The organism is Klebsiella sp. CB_Kp196, from assembly GCF_040061575.1.
GTDB lineage: Bacteria > Pseudomonadota > Gammaproteobacteria > Enterobacterales > Enterobacteriaceae > Klebsiella > Klebsiella michiganensis.
On sequence record NZ_JBEAFH010000032.1, the window covers coordinates 99,400 to 115,939 of the forward strand.

Here is a 16,540-nt window from a genome sequence, read left to right on the forward strand (position 1 = left end):
TGATATCACCGGTTTATCGACGTCATGACTTTTTTCGTGCGGTTATTTCTTTAACTAGCCTCAATGGTTTCGTCATTTTCCATGACAAAGATGAGACTAAATCTGTATAGCGCTGAGTCAGCTCATGGTACGCATTTTCAATGCTGAGCAATTTCTGTTGTTGAGTTTGATACTCTTCCTCTAAACGCGCATTCCGCTGTTCGAGCTCGTGGATAATGGTGGTTTTATCGCTAACCTGCGCCTTCAGAACATCAATTTCACTTCGCTGAGATACCGTCGACTGTTTAAGAAAAGTCATTTCTTCCTGCAGCGTTGAGTTCAACATTTGTGCATGTTCAAGCTCGCGTAACGCTCTGTCTTTCAGTGAAAAAATATACTCTTCCGCTGACTGATTAACGATCCGGCCATACGCAGCTTTGATAAAGTCATCATAAAAGTCATCACAGTCGATTTCTAAAGATAAGATGAACGACTTTACTTCATTAAACAACGGGTTAAACGTACCGCCAGAAATCGTATTGAGATGCCACTCAAGAAAAACAACGGCGTAATTATTAAAATCACGACTTCTGGACGCCAGTAAATCACGATCTTGCATAAACAAACGTAGCGAAGTTAATGCCTGCAGCGCGCAGTGCCACGAATTTTCTCTGGTGGAGGAAAGCGACTCAGCGCGGTGGATAGTATGAGAGATTAAGATCTCATCAACCAGAGAGATGCGATTTGCTAACAGCATGAAACAACTCACAAAGTACAGGTCGTTTGTGGTTCTCAGCGGTTGAAACTCCAGGCCCATTGCCAGGATAGCCTCGCGTCTGAAAAGCTTATCCCATGGCCACCATATAAAGGCTCTGAAAAAATCGTCAGCAATTTCCCGTGAAGAGAAGACCTCTTTTTCAGGCAGTAAATCCTCACGCGCCGACAAAGGCATGGGAGAACGGGTATTGGTTTGCAAATCGACTGACTGGCACCGGCAGATAACAACATCCGTTTGCAGGGCCGTAGCCCGGTCGGACATTCTCTTTAACATCTCTTTATCGGCGTAATCGTCATCGTCGAGGAAAATGATGTATTCGCCGGTCGCTACTCGTAAGCCAATATTTCGCGATTCGCCGCCACCGACGTTGCTCGGGTTGGTGATAACCCGGACTCGCGAATCTTCACTGGCTATTTTAGTGACAATATCCAGCGTATTATCCGTTGAGCTATCGTTAACAAGGATAATCTCAATCTCTTTTAAAGACTGGGCTAACACCGTAGTAAGCGTCTCAGCAATATACTCCGCGGCGTTATGGACAGGGATAATAACGGATACAATAACGTTACTTGATTCATCAGACATTCAATCACCTTCAAAATAAGTGGCACGCAATCATTAAACTCATCATGCGTTTGCTGAGCAGTTACATAGCTTAAAATGCAACCGCTTCGGAGGTGTTTGATTTACATGAAGCTGTAATCTCTTGCGTTACATCATCCCTGAACCACATCATGATAAGTCTTTAAGGTCTTGCTAATGATCATACCGCTAGAAAACTTATCCTGAACGCGTTGCCGTCCTTTGATACCCATCTCTACTCGTGCTTTGGGATTGGCTAACAAGAATTCAAGCTTATCGGCCAGCTCCTGCGGAGAGTTACTTTTCACGATAATGCCGTTATCGTTATTAATGATCAGGCTATCGCAGCCGCCAACATCGTAGGCAATGCAGGCCCGGCCAACCGAGGAAGCCTCAAGCAGAATACGCGGCACGCCTTCGGAATAGATCGAAGGTAATGCCACAATGTTCGACTCCTCGATCAAGTCGCAAACGTTAGAGCTGTGACCCAACCAGTTAATCAGGCCTTCTTTATGCCATTGCTGGATCACCGCAAGGGATATAGCATCCTTATCGTTTTCAACGAGTATCCCGGCGACGTTTAGCGTAAAATGAATATTTCTTGCTTCGAGGATTTTCTTGGCTTCAATTAAATCCCCGAGCCCTTTACTCCAGAGCATTCTGCTGGCAAACAGCACAACCGGAACGTCACGCTCCTGCTCCAGAGAATATTTATAGATCTCCGGATTGATACCCGCGCCATCGATGACAATAGTCTGCTGATAGTCAATCCCGACAAAACCCGCCAGTTTTTTACGATCTTTATCGTGCTCAAACATAAATATACTGCGCTTATTACTGGCAATATATTTGTAGGCCATGATGGTGATATTGCGCAATAGCTTAAGCAAACCCGTATCACCTGAAAATACACGGCCCAGACCGACAAAACTCACGATGACGGGACGGTTGTTTGTCCTGGACAGGAGCCCACCGATCAGACAGGGTTTAATAGTGATACAGTGTAAAAGATCGGGATTAATTTCTTTAATGAGCTTTCGGGAGGCAAAAAAGGCCCGAAAGAAAGTTAATGCATTAAATGATTGAGCATCAAGTGGAACATTATGACACTTAAAACCGAATGTTTTAAATTTATTCAGCACTTTACCGTCGACAAAATGACTGATGATGTGAATCTCATAACCAGCATCTCGGGCGGCGATCGCACGATCAATCCAGTGCAAATCAAAATACCAATCCGAGTTTATGAAATAACACAGTTTTTTCATTGCTATATCCACTTAATGATTCTTACCGCTGATTCCTTTTACACCATGGATAATTCCACGACGCAAGTATTTAAAATATAACAATTTATTGCGTTGCCATGGCAATATTGATACATATTTAATCAACCGTAAAAGGATTGAGAGACGGCTAAAAATGGCAACTCGCGGAAAAATTCTCTTCGCCAAAATAAGATTTCGACAAAGATAATAAACCTTCCATTCGGGAACAATACGTTTCCCCTGGATACTCACATCATGGGTAAAGATGACCTCGGGAGAATAGCGAATAGCTTCGCCATCTAATGTCAGCTGATAGCCAAAATAGAGATCGTCAAAATATAAAAATAACTCGTCGTGAATACTGTGGAGACGCTTTTGCAGCACATCTCGTTGAATAATCATACCGACAAAGGAAACCGTCTGTACCGCACACGCCCGGGAAACTGACGGAAGAAACTCCGCAGGATTTCTGATGTAGCGTAATGTGTCCATAAACGACGACGGAACTTTGGCAAAAGGCATGTTCATCGGACAGGGTTGCCCCTGAAGATCCTTGACCAAAGCGGTGAACACCCGACAGTTAGCCTTTTCTAGCTGGGCAAATTTTTCCAGCGCATCGCTCTCGGGCCAGGCGTCATCATCGTAAAAGAAAACCCAGTCGCTATCGACGTTGTCGCATAAATATTGACTCCCGGCCTTAAAGCCACCCGCGCCACCGCTGTTGGATGGCAGATTAAGGACAATCACTCGCGGGTCGCTAAGGGTGGCTAACCAGGCCTGGGTTCCATCCGTGGACCCGTTATTGACAACAACAATCGCGGTAAAATTTAATTTCACCGTGTTGGCAATAGTCAGCTTTAACTTCTCTAAACGATTATACGTGACTATTAATGCGGAGCAATTCATCGCACAGAAACCGTAAATACTGGCATAGACTCATTACTGCTAAGGGAGGACAAGTACTTATCGGCTGTATTTAATGCTTCAGCGATAGTGACATCCATATCCAGATATCGATAGGTTCCAAGGCGGCCAACAAACGTCATATTCTTTTCATTTTCCGCGAGGGACAAATATTTATCGAGTAAAGCCATCTCTCCCATCTGACGAATCGGATAATAAGGGATATCCTTTTCACCACATTCGCGGCTGTATTCCTTGTAACAGACCGATCCCTCATGGGATTCCCAGGGCGAAAAGTACTTATGTTCAGTGATACGGGTATAAGGAACATCCAGCGAGCAGTAATTCATTACCGCGCAGCCCTGATAATCGCCCTGCCAGGTGAATTTTTCAAAATCCAGAGTACGATAGCCCAGGCGACCATATTGATAGGAATAAAAAGCATCCAGCGGCCCGCTATAGAACACGTGATCGTACTGTTCTCTCTCTTCAGCGTTAAACGATTGCTGAAGTTCGATGGTAATGTTTTCATGATTGGCGATTGACTCAATCATTTTCGTATAACCCAGTTTCGGCATGCCCTGAAATCTGTGGTTAAAGTAATTATCATCGTAGTTAAAACGAACCGGCAGACGCTTAAGAATCGACGCCGGAAGCTGCGAGGGCTCCATCCCCCACTGCTTGATGGTATAGCCCTTGAAGAACGCCTCATAGAGCTCTTTGCCGATAAAACGCAGAGCCTGTTCTTCAAAGGTCTTCGGTTCCAGGATCGAACTGTCCCCTTTTTCGGCAATCAGCGCCCGGGCCTCATCTGGCGAACAGGTCTTCGCAAAAAACTGGTTGATGGTATGCAGGTTGATCGGCAGAGAGAACACCTGGCCATTAACCGTTGCTTTGACACGGTTCACATACGGCATCATTTCAGCGTGCTGAGTCACATAGTTCCACACTGTTTCATTATCGGTGTGAAAGATATGCGGGCCATAAACGTGAACCATAACGTCAGTTTGCGGATCGCGCGCATCATAGGAGTTACCGCCTATGTGGTCACGCTGGTCAATAATTCTGATGTGATGACCTTGTTCAGCGAGCTGGCGTGCGATAACCACACCGGAAAAACCCGCTCCGACGATGAGAATATTTTTACTGTTCATAATATAACTCCAGCAGCCTTAACCAAGAATTGAGCGTCTAACTTTATAGTAGTATTTTGTTATCGTGTTTCGCCTCGGTGAACCGACAGGAGCATATTTATTGAGGAAAGGCATCAACGCTTTTTTGATCTTAGTCTGAAGCAGAACTGGCGTTTGCCCTGCAGTTTGCGCAGGACTTGATGAATTTACCGGAGATAACTGACGGAAATAGGTCTCTTTTTCCCATGGCGTATTGATGACGTTTTCCAGGAAATCGTCATAAAAGTCAACCTTGTCCGTATTCCACGGTTTATTCTCCCCAGCATAGTGAATCATATTCGGGTGCTTTCTGGCTTTTAAAAAGCGCATATATGTTGCGAACTGGAGATTGGGGAAAAAGTCATCCGTATTGCCATTACCGTGATAGACATTCCACTCCAGCGGTAAAAACTCAACCCGGCCATAGAAGACTTTGTTCATGATGTCCTGGTCGAGGAACCAGTACTTCTTCTCTTTGAGCGTCTTAATCAGCGCTGAGAAGGTATCTTCCTGCACCATCTGGGCAACGTTAAAAACGATAATTCCCGCCTGGAAATACTCATCCGGATTGGTCATTTTAAGCGTTTTTTGCAGATACTCGCCGGCGGGCATCACGCCATCTGCCGACTCCGACATCGCACCAAACTTGACGAAGCCTTCCATCACGATATCTTTAACGGCGGCAACAAGGTTTGTGCCGAGGTCGACATTAAGCAAAGTCGCAAGATCGGCCTTCACCACAGTATCGGAATCGATAAAAATGACCTTCTCATATTCACGGAAAAGCTGCGGAATAAACAAGCGAGCATAGGTTGATGCGCTAAAGTGCGCGCGGGTATGTACGCCATTCAATTCAGTAAAGGCATTCACATCAAAAAATCGAAGTGAAAAGTTTGTATGGGCCGAGACCAGTTTTAGTAAGCGCTGCTTGTTAAGGTTACTCACCTTATTTTCCAGCACAACAATATCATAATGGGTGTTTTTATCAGAATGACGAACAATGGAGTTGATTAAGGCTCCACCGCTGATGGCATAGTTGTCATCAAAACTGATGACTATCGGCGCAGCGTGAGGAAAAACCGGTTCCAGCTTGCCGTTGAATGTCTCATTCGTCACGAAAGTGCGCTGAAGTTCTTTAACTTTCAGGGCCCGGTCTTGCTGCTGCTTAATAATATAAATGTTAAAAAGACGTTCAGCGATATGTCCAATAACACGCTTTTCTTGCGCATTATAATTATTCATAGAGATGCGGCTTTCAAGATTAGTCAAAATCGCGAAGAGCCATTCTGAATAATCTACGAACATATCTTTGTGCATCACAAACATGTTCGTGTAATAGCCATCTGTGGCATTGTTAAACTGCTGAATAGCCGCTTTATAATCCGGATAAAGCTCTTCGACAACCTCCAGGGCAGCCAGATAGTCCTTTATATGTAAAAACTCACCTTTCTCATAATGATCGAGGTTATTTTTACTGCCGGCAGAGGTCACAGACCACTTCTTTGGTAACAGCAGGTCAAACCCTGAAATACAATCCTGGATTGCCGTGTCGGTTAAACCAAACTGTTTTTCATACTCTGCATCAATAACGGGTGAATTAACAACGCCCCAATTATCTTCGGGAAAGCTCTGCTCTGAGGAAAAGTTCAGATGTCGGCGATAATGCATAAAGCCGACATAATCAGAAAGAGATTCATTTTTCCAAACCCAATAATGTGCTGTTAACTCACAGTAAAAAGGGTTTTTAAACGAAATATTATCACCTGTATCATCGCCAATACAGCCGATATCATTATAGGAGTTGGCTTTGCCTACATGCAATGGTTTGATAATCGATGCATTAAGGAATGCGCTCGGCTTATGATGACAGGTATAGATCTTAATACTATTCATTTAATTACCAGATTTAGGCCATTGCTTGTTTATAAAGTTCGATGATTCTTTCAGCAGAACCGATTTCCCGCAGACGGTGATTTTCGATCCAGACAACCCGATCGCATATCTTTTCCACATCACTCATGTTGTGGCTAACAAACAATATTGTCACGCCACGATTTTTGAACTCTTTAATCGTCTTGATACATTTGGCCTGAAAAGAAATATCGCCGACGGCAAGCACTTCATCGATAATCAAAATATCAGGCTCAACTTGACTGATAACAGAAAAACCAAGCTTCGCTAGCATACCGCTAGAATAGACGCGGATCGGCTCATCGATAAATTCTCCTAATTCGGAAAATTCAATGATGCGCTCCATTCGCTGCTGCACCTCTTTACGGCGTAACCCAAGAAGTGTGGCATTAAGAAAAATGTTCTCGCGCCCCGTCAATTCTGGATGAAAGCCGCCGCCCAGCTCAAGCATTGAAGCGACTCGCCCACGCGTGGTGACCGATCCTTTTGTGGGTTTTATCACGCCGGCAACCAGCCCCAAAGATGTGCTTTTGCCTGCGCCATTTCGCCCGATGAGCGCAACGGCCTCTCCTTTACCGACCGTAAAAGAAACATCCTGAATTGCAAGATATTTGCGGCCCTTCAGTAATTGAAATGCTCTTTTGGGATGAAATATTAAATCTTTAATACCTGAGCCAATATGATGGTAAAGTGGATACTCTTTTGTCACATTATTAAAATCAATTACTGGTTCCATCACAAGATCTCTGCAAAGCGATATTTTAATTTATTAAAAATACTCAGACCGATAACCGTCAGCACTATACCCGTCAAATATAATACTGAAATATGCTCATAGTTTAAAACCCCATCCATAAATAAGTTGCGCCAGCTTAAAATCATACTCGCCAGAGGGTTATAGTCAATAACCCAGCTATATTTTGCCGGAATCATATCGGATGCGTATAAAATGGGCGTACAGTAGAACATTAACATAATACCGAGAGTCACAAATCTTTCCAGATCTCTAAAAAATAGATTCAACGTTGAAAAGATTATGGATATGCCAAAGGTGAATATCACCTGCCCGATAGCAATGAGCGGTATTCCCCACAGCCACGAAAGCGAAGGACGCATACCGTATACAAAAAGAAAAGCGACGATGACAGGAATGGTACACAAGAAGTGTAACCCTTCCATCATGACATTACTGAGCGGGATAACTGAGCGCGGAAATACAGTTTTTTTAATAATTTGCGCATTAGCAATAAATGAAAAAAGTGAATTTGTTGCTGAGCTTGCAAACCACTGCCAGGGAAACAGCCCCGTTATTAGAAAAAGGGTATAATTAGGTATCTGAACACGCATGATCAGTTTGAAAATAAAATAGTAGATCATCGCAAAAAGCAAAGGATTGGCAATTGACCATAAATAACCAAACACGCTACTTTTATACCGTACCTTTAGATCTTTATTAGTGATAACAACAAGCAGGTCAAATAAATACCCTAGATTATACTTCATTTTTATACTCATAAATTATTCTACGAAATTTTAAGCATTTTGTTATGCACTTTAGATTTCGCGTTGTAGCTGACTAAACCCCCGTCAGCTGCGATAGCTCTAACGCCCGAACTTATAGATTGCCGGTAGATACCGTGACTTGAGCATACGAGCTGAAAACCTAAGCACATAGATTAAAGCAAGATTTTCCCGAGTTTTGTCTCCGCTTTAATACATTGGCAGCAGCCGACCATTGTAGATCTTGCATACCGAACTGGGACAAGTGAGATGCTGACCTGGAGATGACCAGTTAATGTGCTGTTTCATGGCAAACAGTAAAAACTGCTATTTTACAGTCAGATACCCCCTCCCCTTAATGTTATGAGATAGCTTTAAATCACGCTACCGCCCTTGGCTGTCGCAACCAAACTGCGTAATGATTCATCTATCTTGTCTGTCAAACCTCCAGCGCCGGTTATCACAACCACAGTGCACTGGCTCAACGCCGTCCTGACGTTAAACAGCGGCTGTCGAAAAAGTGGCCGCCCGTGACACCGGGTGTTGCTCGCTTGAAAACGATAAAGATTCAAGCAGGGGCACACTCTCGCTGTTTGCTTTCGCCTCATCCATCAGGAATTTCTCAATTCGCTCTTCCGACAAGCCTGTTTTTCATGCGTCACAGGGCTCTGTCTCCGTTATCTACCCATTCATCTTCTGATGAATCAGCGCAAACTGTGCTCCAATATTGATTGAAATGACGCCAACAATCAGTTTAGTGTCATATTTAATGCTGCGCACAGGATAGCTGATTAAGCTGACAACACAATGGTCATGCAAATGAGCAGCAGCATTATAGCGCTGGTCTATAGGAATAAAAATGAAAATACGTTGCCAATCAATTCATATTGCAAATGATTCAGGGGGTAAACATAATTTAAACAAAATACAGCAACTAAAATAACCCTTTGATTTTAAAAGGAAAACCTTAAAAAGCCGCCTTCAATGTGAAATAATTGTAAACTCAAACATAAAATCAATTTTAATCTGCGTTATTTCTCCGGGGCATAAACCGTTCTGGCAGCACAGGGAATCCTGAGTACACGATCAAACCATACGCAATCATTATCTTGCTAATCATAAAGCACGGATAATGAATTTCATTCAAACTACAGAACGCCAGTACAACCCCATTGATATCCGGACGCCAGCGCTTCCCCAACGAACACATGAACATAATCAGCAACGGTAAAGCAGGTGATCCACGCGGCAAGCCAGTGTAAAATCAACGAATAGATAGCGGGACACAGTCACCCCAGAGGATGAATATGAAATTTTTAGTAACTGGAGCCGCAGGATTCATCGGCTTTCATACCTGCAAGCGCCTTCTGGAGGCGGGTCATGAGGTTGTCGGCCTCGACAACATGAACGACTATTATGACGTCAATCTTAAGCAGGCCCGTCTGGATTTACTGCAATCTCCACTGTTCAGTTTTCACAAAATCGATCTCGCGGATCGTGAAGGTATTGCCCGGCTTTTTGCTAACGAGAAATTTAACCGAGTGATCCATCTCGCCGCGCAGGCAGGAGTTCGCTACTCCCTGGAAAACCCGTTCGCTTATGCTGACGCTAACCTGATTGGTTATCTGAACATTCTTGAAGGCTGCAGACACAACAACGTTGAGCATTTGCTCTATGCCTCATCCAGTTCGGTCTATGGCCTGAACCGTAAAATGCCGTTCTCTACGGAGGATTCGGTTGATCATCCGGTTTCGCTGTATGCCGCCACCAAGAAAGCAAATGAACTGATGGCGCATACCTACTCGCATCTTTATGGCATCCCAACCACCGGACTGAGATTCTTCACCGTCTACGGCCCGTGGGGCCGTCCGGATATGGCGCTGTTCAAGTTTACGAAAGCCATGCTGGAAGGCAAGAGCATTGATGTCTACAACTACGGCAAGATGAAGCGCGACTTCACCTACATTGACGATATCGTTGAGGCGGTTGTAAGGATGCAGGACATTATCCCGCAGCCTAATCCGGAATGGACCGTTGAAACGGGTTCACCAGCGGATAGCTCGGCGCCATACCGGGTGTATAACATCGGGAATAGCTCACCGGTTGAGCTCATGGATTACATCACTGCTCTGGAAGAGGCTCTGGGGATGGTGGCGGAGAAAAATATGATGCCAATACAGCCCGGCGATGTGCTGGAAACCAGCGCAGATACCAGGCCGCTGTATGATGCGGTGGGATTCAGGCCACAAACGACGGTTAGCCAGGGGGTGAAGAACTTCGTTGACTGGTATAAAGCCTATTACAAGGCGTAGTCATATCAGGCATTGTGGATTTAGCCGCAGCAGAACGCTACTGCGGCTTTTTTATATCTGAAATGGTCATTGGATAAACTTATCCATCCAGCTGCGAGTTGAGAGACGCCATTTATTCATGGCCTGCCGCTGAAACCACACAATACCTAAACGCAGATTTAACACGAAGCAAACAAAACCTTCAACAAACTCTCATCTAAGCCACTTCCATTACCCTCACTGAAGAGCATTACCTTATAAAGCAAACAATCCCCAGCTCATCAGTCTGCCAGCAAAGTCGGCCACAGCGCTATTGTTCAACGTAACGGCAATGAAAAAGTTTTTTCCACTTTTCTCAAAAAAAAACCACAAATACCATATAGGAATTTTCTTAAATTCAGGCTATGTTAAGCAGGCAAAGGCATGCTTTTGCAGAGATATTAGTTCGCAGGCAAATGGATTTATAACATTCCTTTCATTCTGGTACGCATTATGGCAAACATAATTTTCTTAGCAGTTGCTGCCATCCTGTTGATTGTTTCAGTCTATTTTCTGATTTCTTATATCAAAGATCAGAAAAAGACCAAGCTGACTTTTAACAAACGAAAGTGGTGAAAAGAAAACTTAATATAATTATAATACAGGCATAGGAAATAATAATATTAGAATAAAACACTGCCAGCGGTGGGGATACGCATAGTCTTTACAGCTGGCATTGGATATCTTTTTAAAATAAAAATGTCATATTAAACTGATACTATATCCTTAGCATCAGCACGCTCTTCTCATGGCCATGAATGGCTTGTGTTTGCTATGCCTGCGCCCTTCCCTTGAAAGATCCCGCCCCTCGCTCGCGTAAATTTGAATCAGCGCCTTACCGCAACGCAGTACGCCTGAGAACCGGGATCCAGAAACAACAAAAGCCTGCAAGCAGGCTCTGTTTTACCTTCCGGCGCTTATCTCCAGCGTCTACATCACAGTGACGGTAGCTCTTCACAAGGTGAATTTAACATATCCGACCTCAATGGTTGGGACAAGATGATCGATTGAAGAATTTAAGCGAGGTCACGTTTTTTAGGGCGTTGGGCCGGGGAAGAGGGGCAATATGATTCGTCAGGCGAATAGTTGCCCCTTCAGGAGAGAGGAAAATTCTGGCCGACAGCGCATCTCCCGGCCAGAGGGGGGATTTAGTCACTACCGAACAAATCGCGGGTATACACTTTGTCAGCGACATCCGACAGCTCTTCAGCCATTCGGTTTGAGACAATCACGTCAGCTTCTTGTTTGAACGCGTCGAAATCGCGAACTACGCGGGAATTAAAGAACTCATCTTCCTGCATAACCGGTTCGTAGATAATGACCGGGATACCTTTGGCTTTGATACGCTTCATGATGCCCTGAATTGAGGAAGCGCGGAAGTTATCGGAGCCACTCTTCATGATCAGGCGATAGATACCAACGACTTTAGGCTTGCGCGCCAGGATAGAGTCAGCGACAAAATCTTTACGCGTGCGGTTAGCATCTACGATGGCACCGATGATGTTATTCGGCACAGATTCGTAGTTTGCCAGCAGCTGCTTGGTATCTTTCGGCAGGCAGTAGCCGCCATAGCCAAAGGATGGGTTGTTATAGTGATTACCGATTCGCGGATCGAGACACACGCCTTCGATGATCTGTTTACTGTTCAGACCCTGGCTTTCAGCGTAGCTGTCCAGTTCATTAAAGTAGGCTACGCGCAGCGCCAGATAGGTATTGGCGAATAACTTAATCGCCTCAGCTTCGGTAGAGTCGGTAAACAGCGTCGGGATATCCTGCTTAATCGCGCCTTCTTTCAGCAGATTAGCAAAACGCTCCGCGCGTTCTGAACGTTCGCCAATGACAATACGAGACGGGTGCAGGTTGTCGTAAAGCGCGCGGCCTTCACGCAGAAACTCAGGAGAGAAAATGACGTTATCAATGCCCAGGCGCTCTTTAATATCACGCGTAAAACCAACGGGAATGGTGGATTTAATAATCATTACCGCGTCTGGGTTAATCTCGGTGACATCACGAATAACGGCTTCAACGGTCGAAGTATTGAAGTAGTTCGTTTTCGGATCGTAGTCAGTCGGTGTAGCGATAATGACATAGTCTGCATCACGATAGGCATCATGCTTGTCAGTTGTCGCGCGAAAATTCAACGGTTTTTCCGCCAGATATTCCTGGATCTCCTTATCGACAATCGGAGAAATCTTTTGGTTAATCATATCAACTTTGGATTGAATGATATCCAGCGCCACCACTTCGTGGTTTTGCGCAATCAGGATGCCATTCGATAAACCAACATAACCGGTACCGGAAATAGTAATTTTCATTCGATCACACTTTAATCAGTTAACTGGACGGCGGCGGATGGCCGCAAATTAAGCAAAACTGTTGATGTTTCTACTCTCAGGAACAATGTAAGTCAAGCAAGACACCAAAGGTCTCTGAAATACTGTATAGGCCTATAAAGGGCCTATACAGTAAATGAAGCTATATTTTATGCTTATTTATATACTTCAGCTGTCTTTAAGGTATGAGCCTGCAAATCCTTATCAGATAAAGAGAGCGTACAGTCTGCAATCTCCGGCCACTGGATATTAATCTCCGGATCGTTCCAGATAATGCTCCGCTCAGACTGCGGCGCATAATAGTTCGTGGCCTTGTACACAAACTGCACCGTTTCGCTCAACGCCATGAAGCCATGGGCAAACCCTTCCGGAATCCACAGCTGACGCTTGTTTTCCGCGCTCAGTACCGCCCCCACCCATTTACCAAACGTTGGCGATGAACGGCGGATATCGACCGCCACATCAAACACCTCGCCTTCAATGCAGCGAACCAGTTTGCCCTGGGCATGCGGGTCAAGCTGGTAGTGCAGCCCGCGCAGCACGCCCTTCTGCGACTGAGAGTGGTTATCCTGAACAAACTCCACTTTCCGCCCTACTGCTTCATCAAATACTTTACTGCTGAAGCTCTCAAAGAAAAAACCGCGCGCATCGCCGAAAACACGAGGCTCAAAAATCAGCACTTCAGGGATATCTGTCTTAATAATATTCATAATATTTCTGCCCGTTTACTTGCCCAGAACTTCTGTTACCACGCGCGCCACGCCCTGGCGCCAGTCCGGCAGCGTCACGCCAAATACACGCTGGAATTTCTCATTCGACAGCCGTGAGTTCAGCGGACGTTTTGCCGGCGTTGGGTAGGCCGTGGTGGGGATACCGCTTACTGCTTTGATTGCCAGCTCTGCGCCGTGCGACCGCGCCACCTCAAAAACAAATTCCGCGTACTCCGCCCAGCTGGTTTCCCCGCTGGCCACCAGATGATAGGTCCCGGCTACAGCACGGTTGCGCTGTTCTTCACGAATGGCGATTGCCGTACAGTCCGCCAGCAGCTCTGCGCCGGTTGGCGCACCGTGCTGATCGTTAATAATCGACAGCGCCTCTTTCTCACCTGCCAGACGCAGCATCGTTTTAGCGAAGTTTGCCCCGCGGGTGGCATATACCCAACTGGTACGGAAAATAAGATGGCGCGGATTCGCCTGCTCCAGCGCGATTTCCCCGGCTCGTTTGGTTTCGCCGTACACGTTCAGCGGCCCGGTCGCCTCATCTTCCAGACGATAGTGGCTTCCCTGGCCGTCAAACACATAGTCCGTTGAGTAGTGCACCATCAGCGCTCCCAGCTTCGCTGACTCTTCTGCCAGCACCGCCACGCCCCGGTCGTTCAGCAGATCGGAAAGCTCGCGCTCGCTTTCCGCTTTGTCCACCGCCGTATGGGCAGCCGCGTTCACCACTACATCCGGTTTTACCGTACGGACCGTCTGCGCGATCCCTTCCAGGTTGGTCAGATCACCGCACAGCGTTTTATCAAAAAAGTCCACGGCAACCACTTCGCCCAGCGTGGACAACGCACGCTGCAGCTCCCAGCCCACCTGACCATTTTTGCCAATCAGTAAAATTTTCATACGTTAATATCCCAATGATGACCGGCAGCCATTAATGCTCATTCAGCAGACGTTTCAGGTAAGCACCGTACTCGGTTTTCTTCAACCGTTCGGCCTGTACCGCCACCCCTTCCGCGCTCAGCCACTGCTTGCGATAAGCAATTTCTTCCAGGCAGGCTACTTTCATCCCCTGACGCTTCTCGATGGTATGGATAAACTGAGAGGCCTCAATCAGGCTGTCGTGGGTTCCCGTATCCAGCCAGGCAAAACCACGGCCCAGCAGTTCAACCTGCAGGTCACCGCGATCCAGATACATCTGGTTCAGCGTGGTGATCTCAAGCTCCCCACGCGCTGAGGGTTTAACTTCCTTCGCCATTGCCACCACATCGGTGTCATAAAAATAGAGTCCGGTCACCGCCCAGTCAGATTTCGGCTTCAGCGGCTTCTCTTCAATCGACAGCGCTTTAAAGTTCTCATCAAACTCCACCACACCGAAACGTTCCGGATCGAGAACCTGGTAGCCGAATACCGTAGCTCCGGATGTTTTGCTGGCCGCCGCATCCAGTTTCCGGCCAAAGCTCTGACCAAAGTAGATGTTATCGCCCAGGACTAATGCACAGGCATCATTACCGATAAACTTCTCGCCGATGATAAAGGCCTGCGCCAGACCGTCCGGCGACGGCTGAATCGCATAGCTGAAATTCACGCCAAACTGAGAACCGTCACCCAGCAGACGCTGAAATGCGGGCATATCCTCCGGCGTGGTGATAATCAGGATATCCTTGATTCCCGCCAGCATCAGAACAGAAACCGGGTAGTAAATCATCGGCTTGTCATAAATGGGCAGTAGCTGCTTGGAAACACCCTGGGTGATCGGATATAAACGCGTGCCGGAGCCGCCGGCCAGTACAATACCTTTCATGCTTCTTTCCTTTTTAGTTGTTCAGGCCAAGACGTTCACCGGCATAGGAGCCATCCAGCACGCGCTGCCACCAGGTCGTGTTGTTCAGGTACCAGTGGACGGTTTTTTCAATTCCGCTTTCAAACGTCTCTTCGGGCACCCAGCCCAGATCGCGCTGAATTTTCGCCGCATCAATGGCATAACGCAGGTCATGACCCGGACGGTCTTTCACAAACGTAATCAGATCGGCAAACTGGTTGATATTGCCCGGCTTCTGTTCAACCACTTTATCGAGAATGGCGCAAATGGTGCGCACGACATCAATGTTTTTACGCTCGTTATGACCGCCGATGTTGTACGTTTCACCACTGCGGCCTTCCGTCGCCACTTTGTATAGCGCCCGGGCGTGATCTTCCACGTACAGCCAGTCGCGGATCTGTTCTCCATTGCCGTAGACCGGCAGCGGTTTCCCGGTGAGGGCATTGAGGATGGTCAGCGGAATAAGTTTTTCCGGGAAGTGATACGGGCCGTAGTTGTTGGAGCAGTTGGTCACCACCACCGGCAGGCCATAGGTGCGGTTCCAGGCGCGGACAAGATGGTCGCTGCCGGCCTTGGAGGCAGAGTACGGGCTGCTTGGCGCGTACGGAGTCTCTTCGGTGAACAGATCATCGGTACCGTGCAGGTCGCCGTAGACTTCATCGGTCGAAATATGGTGGAAGCGGAAAGTCTGCTTCTGCGCCGTATCGAGAGCTGACCAGTACTGACGGGCCGCTTCCAGCAGGGTGAAAGTTCCAATCAGGTTGGTCTGAATAAATGCAGCAGGTCCATCGATAGAACGGTCTACGTGACTCTCTGCGGCCAGGTGCATCACAATATCCGGACGGAAATCGCTGAACTGCTCTGCCACAGATTTGGCATCAGTGATATCTGTCTGAGAAAACGAGTAGCGTTCATTACCAGCAACCGGCGCCAGGGACTCAAGGTTACCCGCGTAGGTGAGGCAATCTATTACGCGAACTTCGTCGGAGGTGTTTTCAATGATATGACGAACGACTGCAGAACCAATAAAACCTGCACCACCAGTGACAAGGATCTTCATATTTAACTTACCTTTTATTACCAGAGCCTAATAAAATTCGAAATATATTCCTCAGGATATGAATATCATATTAAATGATTTCCTTTAGAAAAACATTCGCAAATTACGTTTTTAAAAAATTAGGATAAGGGAGTACTAATTACAGGAGAGGAATTCTATTTGTGGAAAATTTATGCCCGGGTTAATACC

At 46.3% G+C, this 16,540-nt stretch carries 14 protein-coding genes; 2 read left to right on the forward strand and 12 right to left on the reverse strand.

The genetic code is table 11. The annotated features are described in order from the left end of the window. Nucleotides 1-22: 22 nt before the first annotated feature. From ABLU87_RS06225 to ABLU87_RS06255, 7 genes are all read right to left on the reverse strand, one after another. Complete coding sequence (locus ABLU87_RS06225) at nt 23-1,342, reverse strand: glycosyltransferase family 2 protein (protein ID WP_048260841.1); 1,320 nt, start codon at nt 1,340-1,342, stop codon at nt 23-25. A gap of 131 nt (nt 1,343-1,473) precedes the next feature. Next, nucleotides 1,474-2,619 (reverse strand): glycosyltransferase family 4 protein, encoded by a 1,146-nt coding sequence (locus ABLU87_RS06230; protein WP_025107744.1) that lies wholly within the window; start codon nt 2,617-2,619, stop codon nt 1,474-1,476. Next, complete coding sequence (locus ABLU87_RS06235; RefSeq protein ID WP_103814526.1) at nt 2,620-3,513, reverse strand: glycosyltransferase; 894 nt, start codon at nt 3,511-3,513, stop codon at nt 2,620-2,622. It abuts the gene before it with no gap. Beyond that, nucleotides 3,510-4,664, reverse strand: a complete 1,155-nt coding sequence (gene glf, locus ABLU87_RS06240; protein WP_004852435.1) for a UDP-galactopyranose mutase — start codon at nt 4,662-4,664, stop codon at nt 3,510-3,512. Before glf ends, ABLU87_RS06235 begins: the two co-directional genes overlap by 4 nt. 18 nt (nt 4,665-4,682) lie before the next feature. Next, the gene (locus tag ABLU87_RS06245) at nt 4,683-6,575 is read right to left on the reverse strand and encodes a DUF4422 domain-containing protein (RefSeq protein WP_048260839.1); all 1,893 of its coding nucleotides are present in this window, start codon (nt 6,573-6,575) and stop codon (nt 4,683-4,685) included. A 13-nt stretch (nt 6,576-6,588) separates the two neighbouring features. After that, nucleotides 6,589-7,329, reverse strand: coding sequence for an ABC transporter ATP-binding protein (locus ABLU87_RS06250; RefSeq protein WP_004852439.1), 741 nt, complete (start codon nt 7,327-7,329; stop codon nt 6,589-6,591). Beyond that, a complete protein-coding gene (locus ABLU87_RS06255; RefSeq protein WP_004138730.1) occupies nt 7,329-8,096 on the reverse strand; it encodes an ABC transporter permease in 768 nt (255 codons plus the stop codon). Before ABLU87_RS06255 ends, ABLU87_RS06250 begins: the two co-directional genes overlap by 1 nt. 1,304 nt (nt 8,097-9,400) lie before the next feature. Here ABLU87_RS06255 and ABLU87_RS06260 point away from each other — a divergent pair. Both ABLU87_RS06260 and ABLU87_RS06265 read left to right on the forward strand, forming a co-directional pair. Further along, complete coding sequence (locus ABLU87_RS06260) at nt 9,401-10,405, forward strand: NAD-dependent epimerase (protein ID WP_042945661.1); 1,005 nt, start codon at nt 9,401-9,403, stop codon at nt 10,403-10,405. Nucleotides 10,406-10,876: 471 nt separating this feature from the next. Then, nucleotides 10,877-10,999, forward strand: coding sequence for a small membrane protein (locus ABLU87_RS06265; RefSeq protein ID WP_004138729.1), 123 nt, complete (start codon nt 10,877-10,879; stop codon nt 10,997-10,999). Nucleotides 11,000-11,571: 572 nt separating this feature from the next. Here ABLU87_RS06265 and ugd read toward each other — a convergent pair. From ugd to rfbB, 5 genes are all read right to left on the reverse strand, one after another. Further along, nucleotides 11,572-12,738, reverse strand: a complete 1,167-nt coding sequence (gene ugd, locus ABLU87_RS06270) for a UDP-glucose 6-dehydrogenase (RefSeq protein ID WP_032693859.1) — start codon at nt 12,736-12,738, stop codon at nt 11,572-11,574. Nucleotides 12,739-12,911: 173 nt separating this feature from the next. Further along, nucleotides 12,912-13,466: a dTDP-4-dehydrorhamnose 3,5-epimerase gene (gene rfbC, locus ABLU87_RS06275; protein WP_014230057.1), complete on the reverse strand. Its 555-nt coding sequence runs from the start codon at nt 13,464-13,466 to the stop codon at nt 12,912-12,914. 15 nt (nt 13,467-13,481) lie between these two features. Further along, the gene (gene rfbD, locus ABLU87_RS06280; protein WP_014230058.1) at nt 13,482-14,372 is read right to left on the reverse strand and encodes a dTDP-4-dehydrorhamnose reductase; all 891 of its coding nucleotides are present in this window, start codon (nt 14,370-14,372) and stop codon (nt 13,482-13,484) included. Nucleotides 14,373-14,403: 31 nt separating this feature from the next. After that, complete coding sequence (gene rfbA, locus ABLU87_RS06285) at nt 14,404-15,273, reverse strand: glucose-1-phosphate thymidylyltransferase RfbA (protein WP_004122480.1); 870 nt, start codon at nt 15,271-15,273, stop codon at nt 14,404-14,406. Between the two features lie 13 nt (nt 15,274-15,286). Further along, a complete protein-coding gene (gene rfbB / locus ABLU87_RS06290; RefSeq protein ID WP_348865939.1) occupies nt 15,287-16,351 on the reverse strand; it encodes a dTDP-glucose 4,6-dehydratase in 1,065 nt (354 codons plus the stop codon). Nucleotides 16,352-16,540: the final 189 nt, after the last annotated feature.